This window comes from Cupriavidus sp. 96C5-1, from assembly GCF_057798855.1.
In genome coordinates this window covers 83,250-102,625 of the sequence record NZ_JBYOJU010000037.1, presented here as the reverse complement: position 1 = coordinate 102,625, position 19,376 = coordinate 83,250, and the positions used below count along the sequence as shown (strand labels likewise).

Sequence of the window (19,376 nt, the reverse complement as noted above, 5' to 3'; positions counted from 1 at the left end):
CGCTTGAGCGCGGCGTCGATCTCACCCAACTCGATGCGGTGGCCGCCGATCTTGACCTGCAGGTCGTCGCGGCCGAGGAATTCAAGCGTGCCGTCTGGCCAGTAGCGACCCAGGTCGCCGGTGCGGTACCAGCGCTGGCCTTCGGCGTCGAGCGGGAAGCGCAGGGCGGAGCGCTCGGGTTCGTTGCGGTAGCCGCGCGCGACGCCGGCGCCGCCGATCCACAGTTCGCCGGCGACAAAGTCGGGGCAGTCGTGGCCCCAGGCGTCGACTACCCGGAAGCGCTGGTTGGCCAGCGGCCGGCCGTAGGGGATCGACTTCCAGTGCGCCGGCACTTCGGTGACGACATGGGTATTGGACCAGATCGCCGCTTCGGTGGCGCCGCCCAGGGAGATGAGCTGGGCGGCGCCGCAGACGGCAGCCAGCCGTGCTGGCAGGTCCAGGCCGATCCAGTCGCCGGACAGCAGCACCAGGCGCAAGGCGGGGGCTTCGACGGCGCAGGCCTCGAGATGGGTGAGCAGCATGTCGAGCAGGGCCGGCACGCTGTTCCACAGCGTGACCTGATGGGTCATCGCGGCCTGCAGCCACTGCTGCGGTTCGCGGGTGTGGCCCTCGTCGATCAGCACCAGCGAGCCGCCGGCGGCGAGCAGGCCGAAGATGTCGTAGACGGACAGGTCGAAGTGCAGCGCCGACAGCGCCAGGCCACGGTCATTGGGGGTGACCGCAAAGCGCGCATTGATGTCGAGCACGGTGTTGAGGGCGGCGCGGTGGCTGATCTCGACGCCCTTGGGCTCGCCGGTGGAGCCGGAGGTGAAGATGAGGTAGGCGAGGTCGTCGGGCTGGCGCGATGCGAGGGTCTCCAGCGGCGGCGCTGCGGCGAGCGCTTCGGGCGTGAGCCGGCCTATCGATGCCGGCCAATCGTCCAGCGTGGAGACTATCCGTTGAATGCCGGCGTTGCGCGCGATGGCGTGACGGCGCGGCGGCGGGTGGTCGCAGGCGATGGGCACGTAGACGGCGCCAGCGGCCAGGCAGGCCAGCACGGCGGTGATCTGGGCGAAGCCGCGCGGCAGGCAGACGCCGACCGGGTCGCCGGCCTGCACGCCAGTGGCCAGCAGGGCCTGGGCGCCCCGGCGCGCGTGCAGCGCCAGCGCGCCGTAGCTGAGCTGGCCGTCGGGGCCGAGCAGGGCGATGGCGTCGGGTTGCCGGTGCGCCTGCGCAAAGAACGGCGCATGCAGCAGGCCGTCGGGCAGCGGCTTGGCGGTGGCGTTGACGCGTTCGCGCACGGCGCGCTGCGTGTCCGGCAGCAGCGGCGGCAGCGGCGCGTGCCAGGCCGCGTCGTCGCGGGCCAGGCGCAGCAGCAGCGCATGGTAGGCGGCGAACATGGCGTCGAGCACGCCGGGCGGGAACAGCGCCTCGACCGCGTCCCAGTTCCAGACCAGCGCGCCGTCTTGCTCGTGCACCTGATGGTCCAGCCACACCTGCGGCGTCTGCGACAAGCCCCATATCGGTTGGCCCAAGACGTCCAGATCGGCCTGTTGCAGTTCGGCATCCACGCCGAGCGCGCCGGTGAAGACCACCGGCATGGCGACGGTTTCGCCGTGCTGGGTTGCCAGCTCGCGCAGCATCGAGATGGCTGATACGGCGCGATGATCCAGGTCTTCCCACAGCCGTTGCTGCAGTGCCTGAGTATTGGCAAGCCAGGATAAGCCGGGTTCGGGGCAGCAAGCGACCAGCAGCAGCGAAGTGAAGTCGCCTAGCACGCGATGGATGTGCGGATGCACGGCGGCGCGATCGAATAAGGTCAGATGCAAGGTCAGCGCGCGCTGCCGGCTCCAGGCGCCGAGCACGGCGCCATAGGCGGACAGCAGCACGGTCGATGGCGTCAGGTTGTGGCTGCGAGCCTTCTCTTGCAAGTCGTGCCAAGCACTGGCGTCAAGACGCTCGCTGCGTCGGGCAAAGCGCGGTGCGACGGTATGCGGATCGGCGGCCAATGGCAATTGCGGCGCCGGCGGCAACGCCTGCAGGCGCGCACGCCAGTGCTGGCGAGCGCGCTCCAGCACGGCTGCATCAGGTACCCTCGCGGCGAGCAGATAGTCACGGAAGCTGATGCCGATCTCCGGCAGCTTGGTGTCGGGGTCGCGATACAACTGCGCCAATTCGGCGACGAAGATCTGCATCGACAAGCCGTCCAGCGTCAGGTTGTCCAGACTGACGCCAAGGCGGCTGCGGCCATGCTCACGGGCAAGGCGCAGGTCGAACAAGGGCCAGCGATCGGCCGGGCGCACCTGCTGCGCCATGCCGGCGCGCAGCCGGGCAAAGGCGCCCGGCGCCGCATCGCAAGGGATAGCCAGCCGCGGCACCTCGGGCAGCACGCGCTGGGTCTCGCCATCAAATACCGCGCGCAGCATGTCGTGGCGCGATATCAGTCGAGTGAGCGCGGCTTCCAGCCGAGGGCCGTCAATCGTCTCGCACTCGAATTCGGTGTAGTAGTGCGTGGCGACGCCGCCCAGCGCGAAATCCTGGTGTCGACCAAGCAGGTAGGCTTGTTGTACTTCTGTCAACGGAAAGGCGTCGTGGCGGCTGCGCGTGTCTGAGATCAGCGGGACCAGCGCTTCGATTCGGTTGGCTTGCGCGCCGCGCTGCGGCAACGCCGCGACGAATCCGGCCAACGTTGGTTGCGCGAACAAGGTCGCCAAGGCTAGCTCGGCATAGCCTTCGCCGCGTAGCCGAGCGATCAGGCGCGTTGCCAGCAGACTGTCGCCGCCCAACTGGAAGAAGTTGGCCTGGCGGCCTATCGACGATGACTTCAGCAAGCTGGCCCAGTGCGCCGCCATCTCGGCTTCCGCGCCGGGATGTGGCATTTGGAAGGCGGTGTCGTCTGCCTGATAGCCCTGCTCGAGCAGGGCCTGGATGGCATTGCGGTCGACCTTGCCATTGGGCGACAACGGGATGCGCGTTACGGCCGGCAACAGCGTCGGCACCATATAGGCGGGCAACTGCCCGGGTAGCCGGGCACGGCAGGCATGCGCGTCCCAGGATGCCAAGGCGCCCGGTTGGCAGGCGGTGAGCAGGAGTGTGTCCCCATCATGCTGATGACGGACGCGAGACAGGCCGACGGCAGTTAGCCGGTGCGACCAGTCCGCGGCTGCCAGTAGCGGTGCGTCGCGGCCATCGGCCGGCGCGGCGACGGCATTCAAGATCGCTACCGTCAGCCATCCCAGCGGGGAATAGCGTTCCGTTTCAAGCGCCCACAGCGCGCCGCCGGGGGCCAGCAGCCAGCGCACCTGGGCCAACCCGTCGTCGACCCATGCTTCGCGGTGCAGGCTGTTGTTGGCGATCACCAGGTCGGTCTGATGCGGCGCCAGATCGGCGAGCAGCGGGTGGCGGATGGGGTGAGTGGCGATGTGGTGGCCGAGCGCCGCGGCGCGGTGCCGCGCCTGTTCGAGCAGGGCGGGCGAGGTGTCGAGCAGGGTGTAGTGCACGTCGCCGGGCGACAGCAGGGTCAGCAGGCGCTGCGCGCTGAGTCCGCTGCGGCCGCCGAAGTCGACGATGCGCAAGGGGCGCTCCAGCGTTTGGCGCAGCGTCGCGAGTTCGGCTGCCATCGCGGCCAGGGCCGTATTGACCGTGGGCTTGGCGTCGACGAGTTGTTCCGGCGCCAGCATTGGGTCGTCCAGCCAGGCCAGCGGCGATTCGCGCCCGGCAAGGATGTCCAGCCATTCGGGTTGGCGCGCAAGGAGATCGCGGGCCAGAGGCAGATACACCGAGTCTTCCTGCACCCCTTCGTTCAGCGCGGCGGCGATAGCCTGTTGCCAGCGCAGACCGGGACGGCCGTCGGCATCGACTACCTTGCGGGCGGCAAGCCAGCGCAACCACTGTTGCAGCAGGGCGCCATAGCGCGCATCGACGCCTTGCCTGCCTGACGCATCCAGGGCCTGCCACAGGCGGCTTAGCAAGCGTTCGGCCAGCACGGCTTCGTCGTCGCTGCGCTGCGCGCTGGCATCGCGATCCTGGTTTGCCAGGCGCTCGCATGCCGCGCTGATGGCAGTGGCGCGCTTGTGGTCGGCTGGCGCGGTTGCGACGGCTAGCTGAGGCTTAGGCACAACCAAGGCCGCCAACTGGCGCCGTTGTCGGTCACCGATGGCGACGGTGATCGCATCGGCGACGGTGGCATCACGCTTGAGCGCGGCGTCGATCTCACCCAACTCGATGCGGTGGCCGCCGATCTTGACCTGCAGGTCGTCGCGGCCGAGGAATTCAAGCGTGCCGTCTGGCCAGTAGCGACCCAGGTCGCCGGTGCGGTACCAGCGCTGGCCTTCGGCGTCGAGCGGGAAGCGCAGGGCGGAGCGCTCGGGTTCGTTGCGGTAGCCGCGCGCGACGCCGGCGCCGCCGATCCACAGTTCGCCGGCGACAAAGTCGGGGCAGTCGTGGCCCCAGGCGTCGACTACCCGGAAGCGCTGGTTGGCCAGCGGCCGGCCGTAGGGGATCGACTTCCAGTGCGCCGGCACTTCGGTGACGACATGGGTATTGGACCAGATCGCCGCTTCGGTGGCGCCGCCCAGGGAGATGAGCTGGGCGGCGCCGCAGACGGCAGCCAGCCGTGCTGGCAGGTCCAGGCCGATCCAGTCGCCGGACAGCAGCACCAGGCGCAAGGCGGGGGCTTCGACGGCGCAGGCCTCGAGATGGGTGAGCAGCATGTCGAGCAGGGCCGGCACGCTGTTCCACAGCGTGACCTGATGGGTCATCGCGGCCTGCAGCCACTGCTGCGGTTCGCGGGTGTGGCCCTCGTCGATCAGCACCAGCGAGCCGCCGGCGGCGAGCAGGCCGAAGATGTCGTAGACGGACAGGTCGAAGTGCAGCGCCGACAGCGCCAGGCCACGGTCATTGGGGGTGACCGCAAAGCGCGCATTGATGTCGAGCACGGTGTTGAGGGCGGCGCGGTGGCTGATCTCGACGCCCTTGGGCTCGCCGGTGGAGCCGGAGGTGAAGATGAGGTAGGCGAGGTCGTCGGGCTGGCGCGATGCGAGGGTCTCCAGCGGCGGCGCTGCGGCGAGCGCTTCGGGCGTGAGCCGGCCTATCGATGCCGGCCAATCGTCCAGCGTGGAGACTATCCGTTGAATGCCGGCGTTGCGCGCGATGGCGTGACGGCGCGGCGGCGGGTGGTCGCAGGCGATGGGCACGTAGACGGCGCCAGCGGCCAGGCAGGCCAGCACGGCGGTGATCTGGGCGAAGCCGCGCGGCAGGCAGACGCCGACCGGGTCGCCGGCCTGCACGCCAGTGGCCAGCAGGGCCTGGGCGCCCCGGCGCGCGTGCAGCGCCAGCGCGCCGTAGCTGAGCTGGCCGTCGGGGCCGAGCAGGGCGATGGCGTCGGGTTGCCGGTGCGCCTGCGCAAAGAACGGCGCATGCAGCAGGCCGTCGGGCAGCGGCTTGGCGGTGGCGTTGACGCGTTCGCGCACGGCGCGCTGCGTGTCCGGCAGCAGCGGCGGCAGCGGCGCGTGCCAGGCCGCGTCGTCGCGTGCCAGGCGCAGCAGCAGCGCATGGTAGGCGGCGAACATGGCGTCGAGCACGCCGGGCGGGAACAGCGCCTCGACCGCGTCCCAGTTCCAGACCAGTTCGCCGTCTTGCTCGTGCACCTGATGGTCCAGCCACACCTGCGGCGTTTGCGACAAGCCCCAGTCATGCTGGCCGAGCGTGGTGCGCACCTCGCTGCCGAGGAAGTCGCGCCCCAAGTTGCCGGTAAAGACCACCGGCGCCAGGAAGCCGGGCTCGCGCCGGGCCTTCTCACGGATAACTTCGATGCCGGAGAAGGCGCGGTGTTCGCTATCCTCCAGAAAGCGTTGCTGGACGGCGCGGATCTGCTCGCCGTGATTACGCCCGGGAGACAGTTCGACGGCCAGCGCCAGCAGCGTGGTGAAGTCCGCGATCAGGCCAGGCGTGTCGGCGTGGCCGCGTTGGCGGTTGAAAAGCGGCACATTGACCAATAACCTGGGCTGGTTGGACCATGCCGCCAGTATGCTGGCAAAGCTGGTCAGCAGCGTCATGGTTGGCGTGACGCCGGCGCGCCGCGCCGCCTCGCGTAGAGCCGCCCAATCGGCTTGCTTCAGACGCGCCGTGCGGCGCGTGAAGCGCGGCTGGGAGAGACTGGCGGGGTCGGCCGCCAACGGCAGGCTGGGCGGGGCGGGCAAGTCGTCGAGACATGCCATCCAGTAGTCGCGCGCGGTGGACCTGGCGGCCAGTGCGATCGGGAGCTGGTCGGCCAGGTAGCGGCGGAAGCTGTAGCGCGGCGCCGGTGCGAGTGCGTGGGGATCGCGGTAGGCGAGAGCCAGCTCGCGCAGCAGTATCTCGATGCTGAGCGCGTCGGCGATCAACATGTCGATGTTGACGAACAGGCGGTGGCCGCCACTGGCCAATTGGGCCAACTGGAAGTCGAAGCCCGGTTCCCGCGCCAGATCGAACAGGCGATGCGATAGCGCCGCGCGCAAGGTGTGCAGGGCCTCGCTCTGGGCCTGGTCGTCATGTTGACGCCAGTCGTGCACGGTGAGTCCCGGCCAGCGGTCGTAGTGGTCGATCCGCTGCGTGCCGTCGTCGCCGAAGCGCGCGCGCAGCATGCCGTGGCGCGCGATCAGCAAGCGCACGGCGGTTTCCAGGCGCTGCGGGTCCAGTCCGTCACCGGCAATTTCGGCATAGACGTGGCAGGACACGCCTGACAACGGCAGCGTCGAAGCGCGCCCTACCAGATAGGCGTGCTGCACCGCGGTGAGCGGGAAGGCGGCGGTCTCATCCTGATTGTCTCCGGCCGCCACGTGCGCTATCGGCGCGGCGGGCTGCAGCGTCTCGGCGGTGCTGGCAGCCGCCTGCAGCAAGGCATGCCAGCCGGCGAGTGTGGCATTGTGCATCAGGTCGGGCAGGCTGACGTGACGTCCTTGACTGCGCCACAGATCGACCCAGTCCATCAGTTGCAGCGATTCGAGGCCAAGCGAGAACAGATCGACGTTGTCATCGATGGCGTCGGCCGCCACGCCCAAGCAACGGGCCACGGTTTGGCGCAGGCCATTGAGCGAGAAGTCGCTCGTGCCGCCGCCGACCGCCACCGATTCCGCTTGGGCTTGGACGGGATACCAATGCCGTCGACGCTGGAATGGATGCGCGGGGAGATCGCGGTGCGGCGCGGGAAGCGCATCTGCTGCAGCCCAATCGACGGCCTCGCCGGCGAGGAAGCGGCGTATGCGGTCCGATTCGCCTTCGGCGGCGCTTCCGGCGGATGGGCGAGGCGGACAACGCTGGGCAACGATGGCGCGCAGTGCCTGCGCCATCGCCTGCGGTGTATCGGCGGTGGCCACGGCACGCCACGGCCAATGGTGATTGCCGCGGCTGCGCCAGGCGTTCAGCAAGGCCGCTGCATCCGCGTAGTTCGCCTCCAACCGCTCGGTCAGTTGCCGGGCGATGGCCTGCAGGGCATCGGCGCTGGCCGCAGCCAGTGGCAGGTTGCCGTGCCATCGCGTTGCTGACGGCGTCGGCTGCTCAGGGGCGGAGGCGAGTACCAGATGGGCGATGGTGCCATTGAAGCCGAAGGAGCTGACGCCGATGACATGCGGGCGCTGCGCCGAGGGCAAAGCGTGTGAGGCCCGGTCGAAGATGTAGGGCAGTCGTCCATCCGCCAACGCTGCAGGCTGTTCGCTCAAAGTCGGACTACCGGGCCAGCGGCCGCTGCGCAGCGCCACCAGGGCGCGCAGCACGCCAGCGGCGCCGGCCGCCGCTTCCAGATGACCCACCTGGCTCTTGATTGAGCCGAGCAAGAGCGGCGCGGCGCGTGGCGCCGGGCAGGCATCGGCTAAGGCATGGTATTCGAGCAGGTCGCCAATCGGCGTGCCGGTGCCATGTAATTCGATCGCATCCAGCGCGCTGCCATCGGCGGGCAGGCCGGCCGCGTGCCAGGCGCGGCGCAACAGCGCGCCTTGCGCGGCCGGATTCGGTACGGTCAGACCGCTGCTGGCGCCATCCTGCATCACCGCGCTGCTGCGGATCAATGCCAATATCCGGTCGCCATCGCGCTGCGCGGCAGACTGCGGCTTGAGCAGCAGCATGATGGCGCCCTCTCCACGGACATAACCGTCGGCGTCGGCGCTGAAGGTGGCGCAGCGGCCATGCGGTGACAGCATGCCGGCCGCCTGCAATGAGGCTTGGACCAGTGGCGACAAGGCCAGGTTGACGCCACCCGCCAGCGCCATTTCGCAACTGCCGTCGCGCAGGTGGCGGCAGGCGGCATCGATGGCCACCAGCGACGATGAGCAGGCCGTATCGATGACCATCGCCGGGCCCTGGGTGCCGAGGAACCACGCAGCGCGCCCGGCGCTGGAACTCATGCTGTTGCCCAGGGCGTACCAGGCGCGCGCCCAGTCCGGCCTGCCGCAGCGCAGTGGCAGGGTGCTGTAGTCGTTGCTCCCCTGGCCGACGAAGATGCCGACGGCGCGTCCGCCGATGCGGGACAGGGGAATGCCGCCATGCTCCAGCGCTCGCCATGCGGTTTCCAGGACTAGCCGCTGCTGCGGATCGGTCGCCTCGGCCTCGGCCACGCGCATCGCGAAGAATTCAGCGTCGAAGCCGTCGACATCGTCCAGATAAGCCGCCACCGCATCGAGTCCGACACCGTCCACGTGGCGCTGCGGCGGGGCGGCGCGAACTGCGCTGCGCGACTGCAACAGCCAGTCGGCAAAGCCATCGAAGTCCTGGTGGTCGGGTGGCATGCGCAGACCGACGCCGATGATCGCGATCGGTTCGGCGTGCATTGGCAGGCTGACTGCGGTGGTGGCCTCCGGGGGCGTGTCGTTGCTGGCGGCGGTCAGCGCCTGGCTGAGGCGCATCAGCGAACTGTGACGATAGAGCAGCGCCAGCGGCACTGGCCGGTCTAACGTGGCCTGCAGGATTTGCTGCCATTGCACTGCCCGTAGCGAATCGAGGCCGAGGGCGGCAAAGCCGCTGTCGGCCGGAAGCGGGCCGCGGCCGAGCAACGCCGCCAGACTGTCGTGCAGTTTGGAAAACAGCGTGTGCATGCCATCGTCAGTCAGGGCTGCGGCGTGAGCGGGGGTGGCGTGTGGCGGATCAAGGCTGCGCATTTCGCCGCGCTCAAGGGCCTGGCCGCACGCCTGGCGCCGCAGCTTGCCGCTGCTGGTGCGCAGCAGCGCGCCACGCGGCACCAGGGCGACATCGGCCAGCGCCAGTCCCGTCTGCTCGAACACGGTGTCAGCTACTGCGGCGGCGAGTGCGCGTCGCCTTGCGCTCGCGAGGCGCCGTTCGACCTCGATGATGGCGACCACGTCGCCTGACGCCAGCTGAGTAGCGCATGCGCTGCCGATGGCAACGTCGCTGAGCTCGCGCTCGAGCAGGTGTTCGATATCGTTGGGCGCGTGGTTGGCGCCGTGCACGATGATCAGATCTTTCAGGCGACCGACGACGTACAGTTGCCCCTCGTGCAGGAAGCCCAGGTCGCCGGTGCGCAGATAGGCCATTTCCGAAGCGGCGCCGGGCGTGGCAAGTCGCGCATTGAAGCTGGCCCCGCTTTCCTCGGGGCGATGCCAGTAGCCGGCGGCGGCGCTGGGGCCATGCACCCAGATTTCGCCGACCCGATTCGGCGCCAGCGCTTCGCAGCGCTCGGGATCGACGATGACAAGTTGCCAACTGGCAAGCTGATCGCCGCTGGATACCAGAGTCGTGCCACCGGCGGTCGGGTTCGGGAGCGCCACGCCGCTCGCCAGGGCCGCGCTGTCGAAGCGCCGGCTGACCCAGCCTTGCCGGCTGCTGGTAATGCACAGGCCGGCCTCGGCCATGCCATAGGCGGGCGTCAGGGCTTGGGCATCGAAGCCGGCCGCTGCGAAGTGGGCGGCAAAGCGCTCCATGGTGGCGGCGCGAATGGGCTCGGCGCCGTTGACGGCGCGCCGCAGGCAGGACAGATCGAGCGCTGCGGGGTTGGCAAAGGCATCGATCGAGCGGACAAAAGCGAAGTCGGGACCGGAGATCCAGTTGGCACGGTAGTCCGAGACCGCCTGCAACCAACAGGCCGGATCGGCGGCGAAGGTTTGCGGCAGCATATAGGTGCAGCACCCGCCTGTGCTTAGCGGCAGCAGGGTGGCGGCGACCATGCCCATATCGTGATAGAGGGGCAGCCAACTGGCGTAGTGGATGGCGCTGTCGTCGGCGCGCATGGCGCGCAGAATCTCGAACTGCGCCGCCAGGCTGGCGAAGGTGTTGATCACGCCTTTGGGCTGCCCCGTCGAACCGGAGGAATATTGCAGATAGCAGATGTCGCCGCTGGCGCCGACGGGCGCGATCTCCCTGTGCGTATCCGTGGGCGCGCTCGCATCGGCGACCAGCGTTGGCACGGCGATGCCGCCGTGGGCGGCAATGACGGCGGCGACGGCGTTGCTCACCAGCGCCAGCGCGGGCTGGCAGTCGGCGACCAGCGGCGTCAGGCGGTCGCGCACTCGATTGAACTGGGCGGCTGCAGGCAGATTGACCGGCACGGGGATCGCGCCCAGCCATAGTGTGGCGAAAAAACCGATGATGAAGGCCGGCTCGCCGGGCATCAGCAGCAAGACCCGGTCGCCGGGCTGCAAGCGCTCGGTCATGCGCGCTGCCAGCGCCCGGATCTCATGATCGAGTTCGCCATAGCGCCAGATCCTGGGTTCGGCGGCGCGACCCAGATAGCGCAACGCAATGCGGTCTGGGGCGTGCTGGGCCATGGCGGCAAGGGCCAGGTGTGGTGGAGCCGATGGATTCATGGCGTTTCCTTTTGGCGCTACGTTTGGATTAGAATGCGAATCATTCGTATTTATAAAGTGGCTCGTGCGTGAGGAATGCCCGAATCGGTACGGCGCGTACTCGGATCGGGATTTTTTTCGGGAGGAAATGGCATGCGCAATATGAAAGCGTCGGAATTGTTCGACCGCGGCGCGAATCCGCCCGGCGATGACTGCGGGCCGCGTGCCCAATACGCGGACGGGGGCGGCGGCATTGCCCTGTACCTGGTGCAAGGAGGCGCTCAGGCTTGCCGTACTGCGGTCGATAACGATAGCGATCGGGTGCACTTCAGCTATTGGCTGCGCGGCACCGCGACAGGAACGGCCGCCGGACGTCGGTTCGATGTCGGCAGCGGGCAAGCGGTGGTGGCCTACGCACCTGGCCAGCATTTCGAGATGCAGTTGTCGGCGGGGTTCTGCAATGTCGAGATCATGGTGACGCCCGAGCGTCTGGCCAGCCTGGCGGGCGATGTGCGTCTCAACGACGAGATCTGCCACGGCGGTTGCCTGCACGCGGCGCCGGCTTGCCTGGCCGCGCGCGAAGCGGCTGCGCGACTGGCGCGGCTGATGGCGACAGGTCGGCGTGGCGGCTTGCTGTTAGAGGCGGTTGCCCTGGAAGCCTTGGCCTGGCAACTGGATGCAGGTTGCTGCGACAGCACGGCTTGCCCCTTGCCACGGCGTGAACGCGAAGCACTGCTGTGCGCACGCGAATGCTTGTTGGCCGATCTGGCGCAAGCGCCGACCATCGCCGAACTGGCGCGCACGGTCGGCCTCAATGCCATGAAGCTGAAGCGGGGCTTTCGCCTGCTGTTCGGCACCAGCGTCTACGCGCTGTATCAGCAGGCCCGCATGGCCGAGGCGCGCAAGCTGCTCAATTGCAGCAATGTCTCGGATACCGCGGCGGCGTTGGGTTACAGCAATGTCAGCCATTTCAGCGCGGCGTTCCGCAAGGCGTTTGGCGTGCTGCCCAGCGAAGTCCGGCGGCGCACCGATTGATCCATGCAGACTTGTCTGGTGCGATTGCTCGGCTGCGATGTCGCTTACGGGTTCTGGCGTTTGCGGCCCGACGATGCCAGCCACGATGCGGCGGACTGGCTGCTGCTCGATGCCCGCGAGCGCGAGCGGCAACGCGGCTTCCTGCATCCCGCGGATCGGCGTCGCTTCCTGCAGAGCCATGCTGGCTTGCGCCGGCGCTTGGCCGCCGCGCTGGACGCGGATGCCGCGAGCCTGCTGATCCGTTCCGGTCAGGAGGGCAAGCCGTATCTGCCAGCGCACGACGCGGTCGATTTTAGTCTCAGCCATAGTGGCGACTGGGCCGCATTCGCCTTGTCAATCTCAGGCGGCCTCGCACTCGGGATTGATATCGAGGTCGCGCGCACGCTGGCCTCGCCGCTCGCGTTTGCCCGCCATCAGTTGCCGTGCGAGGCGGCGCAACTTGCCGCGCTGCCACGAACCCGGCGGCAGCTGGCCTTGTTGCGCTGCTGGACGGGCAAAGAGGCCGTGCTCAAGGCACTGGGTCATGGTTTGCTGGCCCCCTTGGACAGCTTTACCCTGCAGCTTGACGACGGTGGTCATCCCATTGCCGTGCGTCGCACGCCGCAGGGAGCGTCATCCGAACTGCTGAGCGGGCGCGCCGTCGACGTGAAAGCCTTGCTGGCGCCGGAGGGCGTAGCGGCGGCGAGCATCGCCGCCGTGACTCAGCCCGGATCCTGAGCCGCCGGCCCGCTGGCCGCCGCTGGGGCGCGATGACGCGCGCTAGCGAGGCTCAGCCCGACCAGCAGCAGTGCACTACAGACAAAGGGCAGCGCGGGGCCGATGCGGTAGATCAGCGTTGCCACCAACGGCGCGCACACCATGGCCAGGCCTTGCGCGGCTGAGACCGAGCCGGCCGCGATGCCCTGTTCGGCGTGGTCGACCGCATTGGACGCCGCAGCTTGAAAGGCCGGGAACAAGAGGCCCATGCCGGCGCCCGCGAGGGCGCAGGTGAGGATGACGGCGAGCATCGAGGTGGCCGTTGCGGCGGCGGCAAAACCGGCGGCGCCGAGCAAGGCGCCGACGCTCATCCAGCGTTTGGCGCTGACGTGTTTGCGCCAGGAAACCAGGCCTTGCGCGGCGATCAGCGCCAATCCCACCGCCGCCAGCGCCCAGCCGGCGGCGCGCGCGCCCTGCGCCGGATTCAGGTCGAGCCGATCCAGCACGAAGAAGCCGAGCACGAGTTGCGCGCTGACCACGCAATAGGTGCCGAGAAACGCGGCCAGCAAAGGCAGGCGTATGCGCGGGTCCGACAGCGCCAGGGTGCTTGTCTCCCGCGCGGAATGGCCGCGCGCCGGCGGCAGCGCGGGTACGAGCAAGGCGAGCGCCAGCCATGGCAGCAGGGCGGCCGCGTACAGAGGCGCGGACAGCCCCAGCGTGGCGAGGGCGCCGGCGGCGGCCGGGCCAACCACCATGCCGATGGCATTGCCGGCGCCAAGCATCGCCATTTGGCCGACGCGCTGCGCAGGCGCGGCGTGGTCTGCGACCAGCGCGTTCAAGGCCGGGGCGATCGCGGCGAAGAAGGCGCCAAGCAGGCCGCGCAACAGCACCAGCGCCAGGATGCTGACGAGCACGGCGGGCGGCTGCGTCAGCGCATGGTCGACGAAGAGGGCCAGCCCCAGATAGGCCAGGCCGACCCCGATCAGCCCCGCGATCAGCACCGGCTTGCGGCCGCGCCGGTCACTGGCGCGCCCCCAGGCGCGCGCGGCCAGCATCCAGACCAGTCCCGCCGCGGTGACCGTAAGTCCAGCGTGCCATTCTGCCAGGCCGAGCACGCGCACGATGGGACCGATGACGGCGACGAAGGCCATCATCGCGGCCATGCATAACGCGTTGCTGAGTATCATCGGGGTCAGGCGCATCAGTCTTCTCCGGCATTCAATGGATGGGCGTAATCCGTGGGGTTCTGTGCCCGCCACAGACTCGCGTACAGGCCATTGGCGGCAAGCAGTTCGTCATGCCGTCCACGCTCGGCCAGGCGGCCGTTGGCCAGCACCAGTATCTGGTCGGCATGGCGGATGGTATGCAGCCGGTGGGCGACGGCAATCACGGTTTTGCCGGCCGTCAGTTGCGCCACGCCGTGCTGGACCACGCCTTGCGTCAGCGCGTCGACTGCGGCCGTCGCTTCGTCCAGCAGCAGGATGGGCGCGTCCTTGAGCAGCGCCCGGGCCAGCGCCAGGCGCTGGCGCTCGCCGCCGGAGAGCAGTTGCCCGTCCTCGCCGATCGGGGTGGCATAGCCTTGCGGCAGGTGGGCGGCGAAATCGTCGCAGCCGGCCGCGCGGCACGCCGCCATCACTTGGTCATCGTCGGCGTTCGGGCGACCGATGCGGACGTTGTCGAGCAGGTTGCCGTGAATCAGTTGCACCTGCTGGAACATGACGCTGATCTGGCGATAGAGCGCATCGGTGCCGATCTCGCGCAATGGCAGTCCGCCGAGCAGGATGCGTCCGCGATCGGGATCGTGAAAACGTGCCAGCAGTTCCAGTATCGTGGTCTTACCCGCGCCTGAGGGGCCGACGATGGCGGTCAGTTCGCCGGCGCGGGCGGTGAAGCTCAATTCGATCAGTGTGGGGGTGTCGACCTGATGGCTGAAGCTGACCTGTTCGAAGGCGATGTGTGCGGCTCCGGTCGGGACGATGCCGGTGTCGGCGGCAAAGGCCGGTTGATGCAACAGCGCCTGGATGCGCCGCATCCCGCTCGCAAGGTAGCGCAGCTCGGCGACATGGGCGGCGGCGTCGAGCAAGGGGTCGAGGATGCGATAGGCCACCAGCAGGAAGAGCAGGCCCGCCGCGGGATCGTCGTGCACAGGGGCGGCGGCGAACAGGAGCAGGCCGAGCGGCACGCCGAGTTCAAGCAGGATGCGATAGAGCTGGACCGGGCCGCCGGCCCAGGCCTCCAGTCCCAGGCTTTGCCGGCGTAGCTGCAGGAACAGCGCGTCGAGCCGCCTCAGCCAGTCTGCGCTGCGGGCGAACAGGCGCAAGGTCGCCAGCCCGCCCAGGAATTCGAGTATCTGCGAGCTGGCATCGCGCAGGCTGTCTTGCAGGCCGCGGGCGCGGCGCATGAACCAGCGGCTGCTTGCCAGCGGCGCCAGGCAGGCCAGCGGCAACACCGCTAGCAAGGCCAGCGCCGGGGCGGGCAGGATCAGGGCCAGCGCGGCGACGGCGAGCAACGGCAGAATCAGCGCCGCGGCCAGTTCGGCGAACAGATGCACGAAGATGGACTCGGTGCGCTGCATGTCTTCGCCCAGCAGCGCGCCGAGATCGCCGAGGCGACGCTGGCGCAGCAGGCCGAGCGGGAGGGCGCGCAGATGGTCGGTGGCGCGTTCGCGCAAGCGCAACGTCAGGTCATAGCCACCGAGAAATCCTAGCAACTGTCCTTGCCAGGCGCACAGATATTGCAGGCCCAGCAGAGCCAACAGGGCGGCGCACAGGGCCGGCAAGGTCAGTTGACCGTGCAGCAAGGCATAGAGCAGGAATAGCGGGGCGAGTGCGGCGCCGCGTTCGGCCACGCGCAGGACGACGCTGAGAGTCAGGCGTCGGGGAATACCTTGCGCGGCGCGCAGCAAGACAGCGAGGCGTCTCATGCGCGCAGCCTCCGTGCCGCGCCGGCGGCATCCTGCGGGGTGGAGTTCGACAGCCATTGGCGTTCCCAGAGTGCTTGATAGAGCGGCACAGTAGCCAGCAAGGCGTCGTGTGGCCCACTGGCGACGACGCGGCCGCCATCGAGCACCACGATCTGGTTCGCCCACGGCAGCGCGTGCAGGCGATGGGTGATCGCCACGATGGTCCGGTGCGGCGCCTGCGCGCGCAGTGCCGCGAGAAACGCGCGCTCGATCAGCGCGTCGGCGAAGGCGGTCGCCTCGTCCAGGATCAGCAAGGGGGTGTCGGCCAGGATGGCGCGGGCAATGGCGAGACGCTGCGCCTCGCCGCCGGATAGCCGCAGGCCGCCTTCGCCCAGCAGCGTGTCGTAGCGCTCGGGTAGGGCCATGATGAAATCGTCTGCCTGCGCCACGCTGGCGGCGCGCCGCAGGGCGGTGTCGCTGGCGACGGGGCTGGCAAGGCGCAGATTGTCGGCGATACTGCCGCGAAACAGAAAGCTGTGTTGGGTGACAACCGCAATCCGTGCTGCCCTGGTGGCATCGGACAAGCCGGCCAGCGCTTGGCCGCCCACCTGGATGTATCCGCGATCGGGCGCGAGCAGGCCGCCCAGCGCCATGGCCAGCGAAGACTTGCCTGCGCCCGAGCGGCCGACGACGGCGACCATGCTGCCGGCCGCCACGTCGAGGTTGATGTCGTCCAGCACGCGCCGCGCGCCGCGTGTCAGGCTCAGTCCGCGGATGCGCAGTGCGGGTGGCGGCTTGGCGGCCTGCGCATCGTCCGGCAGAGCGGGGGCATCCACATTCGACGCTTCCGTTGCCGGACGCAGCAGTGCCGAGATCTTGTCGACGGTCAGGCGGGTTTCCTGCAGCTTGGACGTCAGCGTCACCGCCCGCTGCAGCGGACGCAGCCCGCCGCTGGCCAAGGCCAGCGCCAGCACCAGGCCCGGGATATCGAGTTCGCCGCGCGCATGCAGCCACCAGGCCAGCGGCAAGGTGAACAGCAGGTTGGCGCTGAGCAGGCTGGAAAAGGCGCTCCAGCCCGGCACGATGCGTCTGGCGAAGTCGCTCACGCTGTGGTGGTAGGTGGCGAGCGCCGCGCGCATTTGCGCGAACGAGCGGCTGTCCAGCAGGAAAACCTTCATTACCGGCACGGCGCGTACGTAATCAATGACGGCCGCATGCAGCGTGGCCGTGGCGTGCTGGTAGCGCGCAATCTGCTGCGAGAGATCGCGAAACAGCCAGGCTTGCGCGCCGGTTGCCGGCAGCAGCGTCAGCAGCGCTGCCAGCGCCAGCCGCCAGTCGAGCCAGGCCAACAGCGCGCCGGCCGCCAGCGGCCCGATCACGGCGGCACTCAGGTCGACGCTGTGGTGGGCGATATAGCCTTCAATCTGCTCAACCTCCTGCAGCACCGTGCGCACCAACTCACCGCTGCGGTAGCCCGCTAGTTTGGGCAAGGGCTGCTGCGCCAGCTTGTGGACGATGGCCTGGCGCAGCGCGCACAGCAAGCGAAACGCGGCCTGGTGCGACAGCGCGCCGGCACCGGTGAGCAAGACGTAGCGCGCTGTGCTGGCGAGGGCCAGCCCACCGGCGAGACGGAACCACGCCGACGGTTCGGCAACGCCGGCGACGATCCACTGCGCCGCCTGGTAAAACAGCAGGTAGGGGGCCAGTTCGGCCAGCACGGCGAGCATGACCAATCCCAGCGCCGGCAACAGATAGCGCCACTGGCCCAGCAGCAGGCGCAGCAAGGGGGCAGCGCCGGCATCAGAACGCATAGCGCGCCTCGACGCCGAAGGTCCTTGGCCGATCGAGTACGCGCACGAATCGTTCTGGCTGCCCGCTCGGATCCGGCCGGTAGGCGCCCAAGGGGGTTTTGCGGTCGGTGAGGTTCAGCACATAGGCGGCCACCTCCCAGGCGCGAGTCCGATAGCCTCCGCGCAGATTCCAGCGCGTGTTGGCGGCCAGTTGGGCATCGCCCTCCGCCGAGGTAGGGCGGGTGCCGAGATAGTGCATCTCGGCGCGGCCGAACCAGGGTCCCCGGTTGGTTTGCAGGCCAAGCAGGGCGGTCGCCGTCGGCGTTTTCTCGACACGGCGGCCACCGAGGTCGATGGCGGTCGTTGCCCCGCTGGGACGGAATAGCGATCCACTGCGGTAGTGCGCGCTGATCAGCCCGATATTGGCGTCCGCCTGCCAGCGGGCGTTGGGTTGCCAAACCAATTCGAATTCGATGCCCTTACTGGCCGCGCCGGCGAGGTTGAGCGCGCGATAGCCGGTGGGCAGCCGTTCCGTGGCTTGGATGTCATCGATGCGAGCATAGAACAGCGTGCTGCTGGCCTGCAGGCCAGGCCAGGGCCGGCCCTTGTAGCCGAGTTCGATCTGGCGCGAGCGTTGTGGCTGATACTCGGCCTGGCGCGGGTCGGAGACCGGGTAGATCACGTTGAATCCGCCTGGCAGATAGCCTTCGCTGTAGCCGGCAAACACGGTCTGCTGCGGCCGAAAGGCCCAGGACAGTCCCAGCTTCGGCAGAAAAACCGTCATCGTTTTTCTTGCTTGCAGCGGCGCGGCGAAAGGACGGAAGCTCGCGTCGAGCGAATGGATGGTAACGTCGACCTTGCGCTCGACACGCTGCCAGCGGCCGCCCACGGTCGCCTGCCAATCGGTCCACAGGGGGATGGTCGCTTGGCCGAAGATGGCGCCGGTGCGTTCGCCCAGCGTGCCCTGGGTCTGCAGCAGATCCAGCGGCGGCGAGATCAGGCTAAAGCTATTGTCTCCCCAGTGCTGGGTTTCGCGATTGGCATAGGCGCCGACGATCCATTTCAGCGGAGTGTGATCGACCACCCAGCGCAATTCGGTGGCGGTATTGCGGGTATTGCGGTCGGCGCCGCAGCGGTAGAGCGGCGCCGGACCATAGTCGCAGTCGAAGACGCCGCGATGGCGATTGTCGGTCAGGCTGGCGAGCCATTCGAGCCGGCCCGGCCCCGCCTCATAGCTGCCTTTGAGCAGATGGCGGGTGTTGTGGTTGCGCTGGGCGCTGGGGAGGTCAAAGTCATTGCGGTTGCTGTTGCTGTTGTCGTTCAAGCCGGCGCGATCGACCACGTCCAGGCGGCCGTAGCCATAGCGGCGATTGTCGTCGCTGAACACGTAGTCGATCAGGCCACGCTCGCCAACGGCGAGCTTCAACGCAGCGTTGACATACTGCTCGTCCTCGCGGTCTTCATTGCCGCCACCCGGAAAAGCGCGGGTCAAGACCCCATCGTAGCGCTGTTTGGCCGCATTCAGCTTGAACGAGCCGATGCCGGCTAGCGGCACTTGCACGCTCGCGCCAAGCTGCGCGGTGCCGTGCGAGCCGACGCGGCTGCGCACACTGCCGGAGACCGCATTGGCCGGGCCTGAGCGGGTGGTGATATAGATGACCCCGCCCATGGCGTTGCTGCCGTGCAGGGTACCGGACGGGCCGCGCAGCACTTCAACCCGCTCGATGTCGTCGATATCCACCGCCAGGCTGAAGCGGTCGCTTTGCGGCACGCCGTCGATATAGACCAGGAGCGGTGACGCTTTCTCGAACAGGGAGACATTCAAGCCCCGGTAGTTCCAGTCCGCGACTGCGCTGCCGTATTCGACGTTGGCCATGGAGGCGTTGGGAATCAAGCGCAGCAGATCATCCAGGCGCCGCACATTGCGCTCTCGCAATTCGTCGCCGGAAAACACCGATACCGTTTGCGGGGTGTCCTGCAGGCTCTCAGAAAGCTTATTGGCCGTGACGGCAATGGCCGGCAAGATGGTAGCCGCCGTCTCGGCTGCTGCGGCTGCCGGCCACGATGCGCTCTTGACAGCGAGGACTAACCCCAGACGAAAGCCGTAATGGCTGCGATAAGAAAAATACGCCATTGGCGCGTCCTTTATATTCAGAGTCAATGCCTTCGATTCTGTTGGGCGGAGTGATAGGGCGCTACCCGAAG

7 protein-coding genes are annotated in these 19,376 nt (G+C 68.4%); 2 read left to right on the top strand and 5 right to left on the bottom strand.

The genetic code is table 11. From position 1 onward, the window contains the following. Nucleotides 1–10,769: amino acid adenylation domain-containing protein (locus AC3FOF_RS31995; protein WP_488728865.1), on the bottom strand; the 10,769-nt coding region annotated here is incomplete at its 3' end. A gap of 132 nt (nucleotides 10,770–10,901) precedes the next feature. Here AC3FOF_RS31995 and AC3FOF_RS31990 point away from each other — a divergent pair. Beyond that, entirely contained in the window at nucleotides 10,902–11,783 is an 882-nt protein-coding gene (locus AC3FOF_RS31990; protein ID WP_488728864.1) for an AraC family transcriptional regulator, read from the top strand. A gap of 3 nt (nucleotides 11,784–11,786) precedes the next feature. Continuing rightward, nucleotides 11,787–12,500 carry a 4'-phosphopantetheinyl transferase family protein gene (locus AC3FOF_RS31985; RefSeq protein WP_488728863.1) on the top strand — a complete coding sequence of 238 codons (714 nt, stop codon included), beginning with the start codon at nucleotides 11,787–11,789 and terminating at the stop codon, nucleotides 12,498–12,500. On the opposite strand, the gene AC3FOF_RS31980 is transcribed toward AC3FOF_RS31985, so the two are convergent. From AC3FOF_RS31980 to AC3FOF_RS31965, 4 genes are read right to left on the bottom strand one after another with little or no spacing between them, the layout of a single operon-like run. Next, a complete protein-coding gene (locus AC3FOF_RS31980; RefSeq protein ID WP_276268965.1) occupies nucleotides 12,485–13,681 on the bottom strand; it encodes an MFS transporter in 1,197 nt (398 codons plus the stop codon). The genes AC3FOF_RS31985 and AC3FOF_RS31980 overlap by 16 nt on opposite strands. Continuing rightward, on the bottom strand, nucleotides 13,681–15,402 hold the full coding sequence (locus tag AC3FOF_RS31975) for an ABC transporter ATP-binding protein (RefSeq protein WP_488728862.1): 1,722 nt from the start codon (nucleotides 15,400–15,402) through the stop codon (nucleotides 13,681–13,683). The genes AC3FOF_RS31980 and AC3FOF_RS31975 overlap by 1 nt, the downstream gene beginning before the upstream one ends. Then, entirely contained in the window at nucleotides 15,399–17,192 is a 1,794-nt protein-coding gene (locus tag AC3FOF_RS31970) for an ABC transporter ATP-binding protein (RefSeq protein WP_488728861.1), read from the bottom strand. Before AC3FOF_RS31970 ends, AC3FOF_RS31975 begins: the two co-directional genes overlap by 4 nt. Next, the gene (locus tag AC3FOF_RS31965) at nucleotides 17,182–19,194 is read right to left on the bottom strand and encodes a TonB-dependent receptor (RefSeq protein ID WP_488728860.1); all 2,013 of its coding nucleotides are present in this window, start codon (nucleotides 19,192–19,194) and stop codon (nucleotides 17,182–17,184) included. The genes AC3FOF_RS31970 and AC3FOF_RS31965 overlap by 11 nt, the downstream gene beginning before the upstream one ends. Nucleotides 19,195–19,376 lie beyond the last annotated feature (182 nt).

Bases quoted from the DNA above. Each gene is read 5' to 3' on its own strand.
- AC3FOF_RS31990 (WP_488728864.1), top strand. From the start codon at position 10,902: ATGCGCAATATGAAAGCGTCGGAATTGTTCGACCGCGGCGCGAATCCG.
- AC3FOF_RS31985 (WP_488728863.1), top strand. From the start codon at position 11,787: ATGCAGACTTGTCTGGTGCGATTGCTCGGCTGCGATGTCGCTTACGGG.
- AC3FOF_RS31980 (WP_276268965.1), bottom strand. From the start codon at position 13,681: ATGCGCCTGACCCCGATGATACTCAGCAACGCGTTATGCATGGCCGCG.
- AC3FOF_RS31975 (WP_488728862.1), bottom strand. From the start codon at position 15,402: ATGAGACGCCTCGCTGTCTTGCTGCGCGCCGCGCAAGGTATTCCCCGA.
- AC3FOF_RS31970 (WP_488728861.1), bottom strand. From the start codon at position 17,192: ATGCGTTCTGATGCCGGCGCTGCCCCCTTGCTGCGCCTGCTGCTGGGC.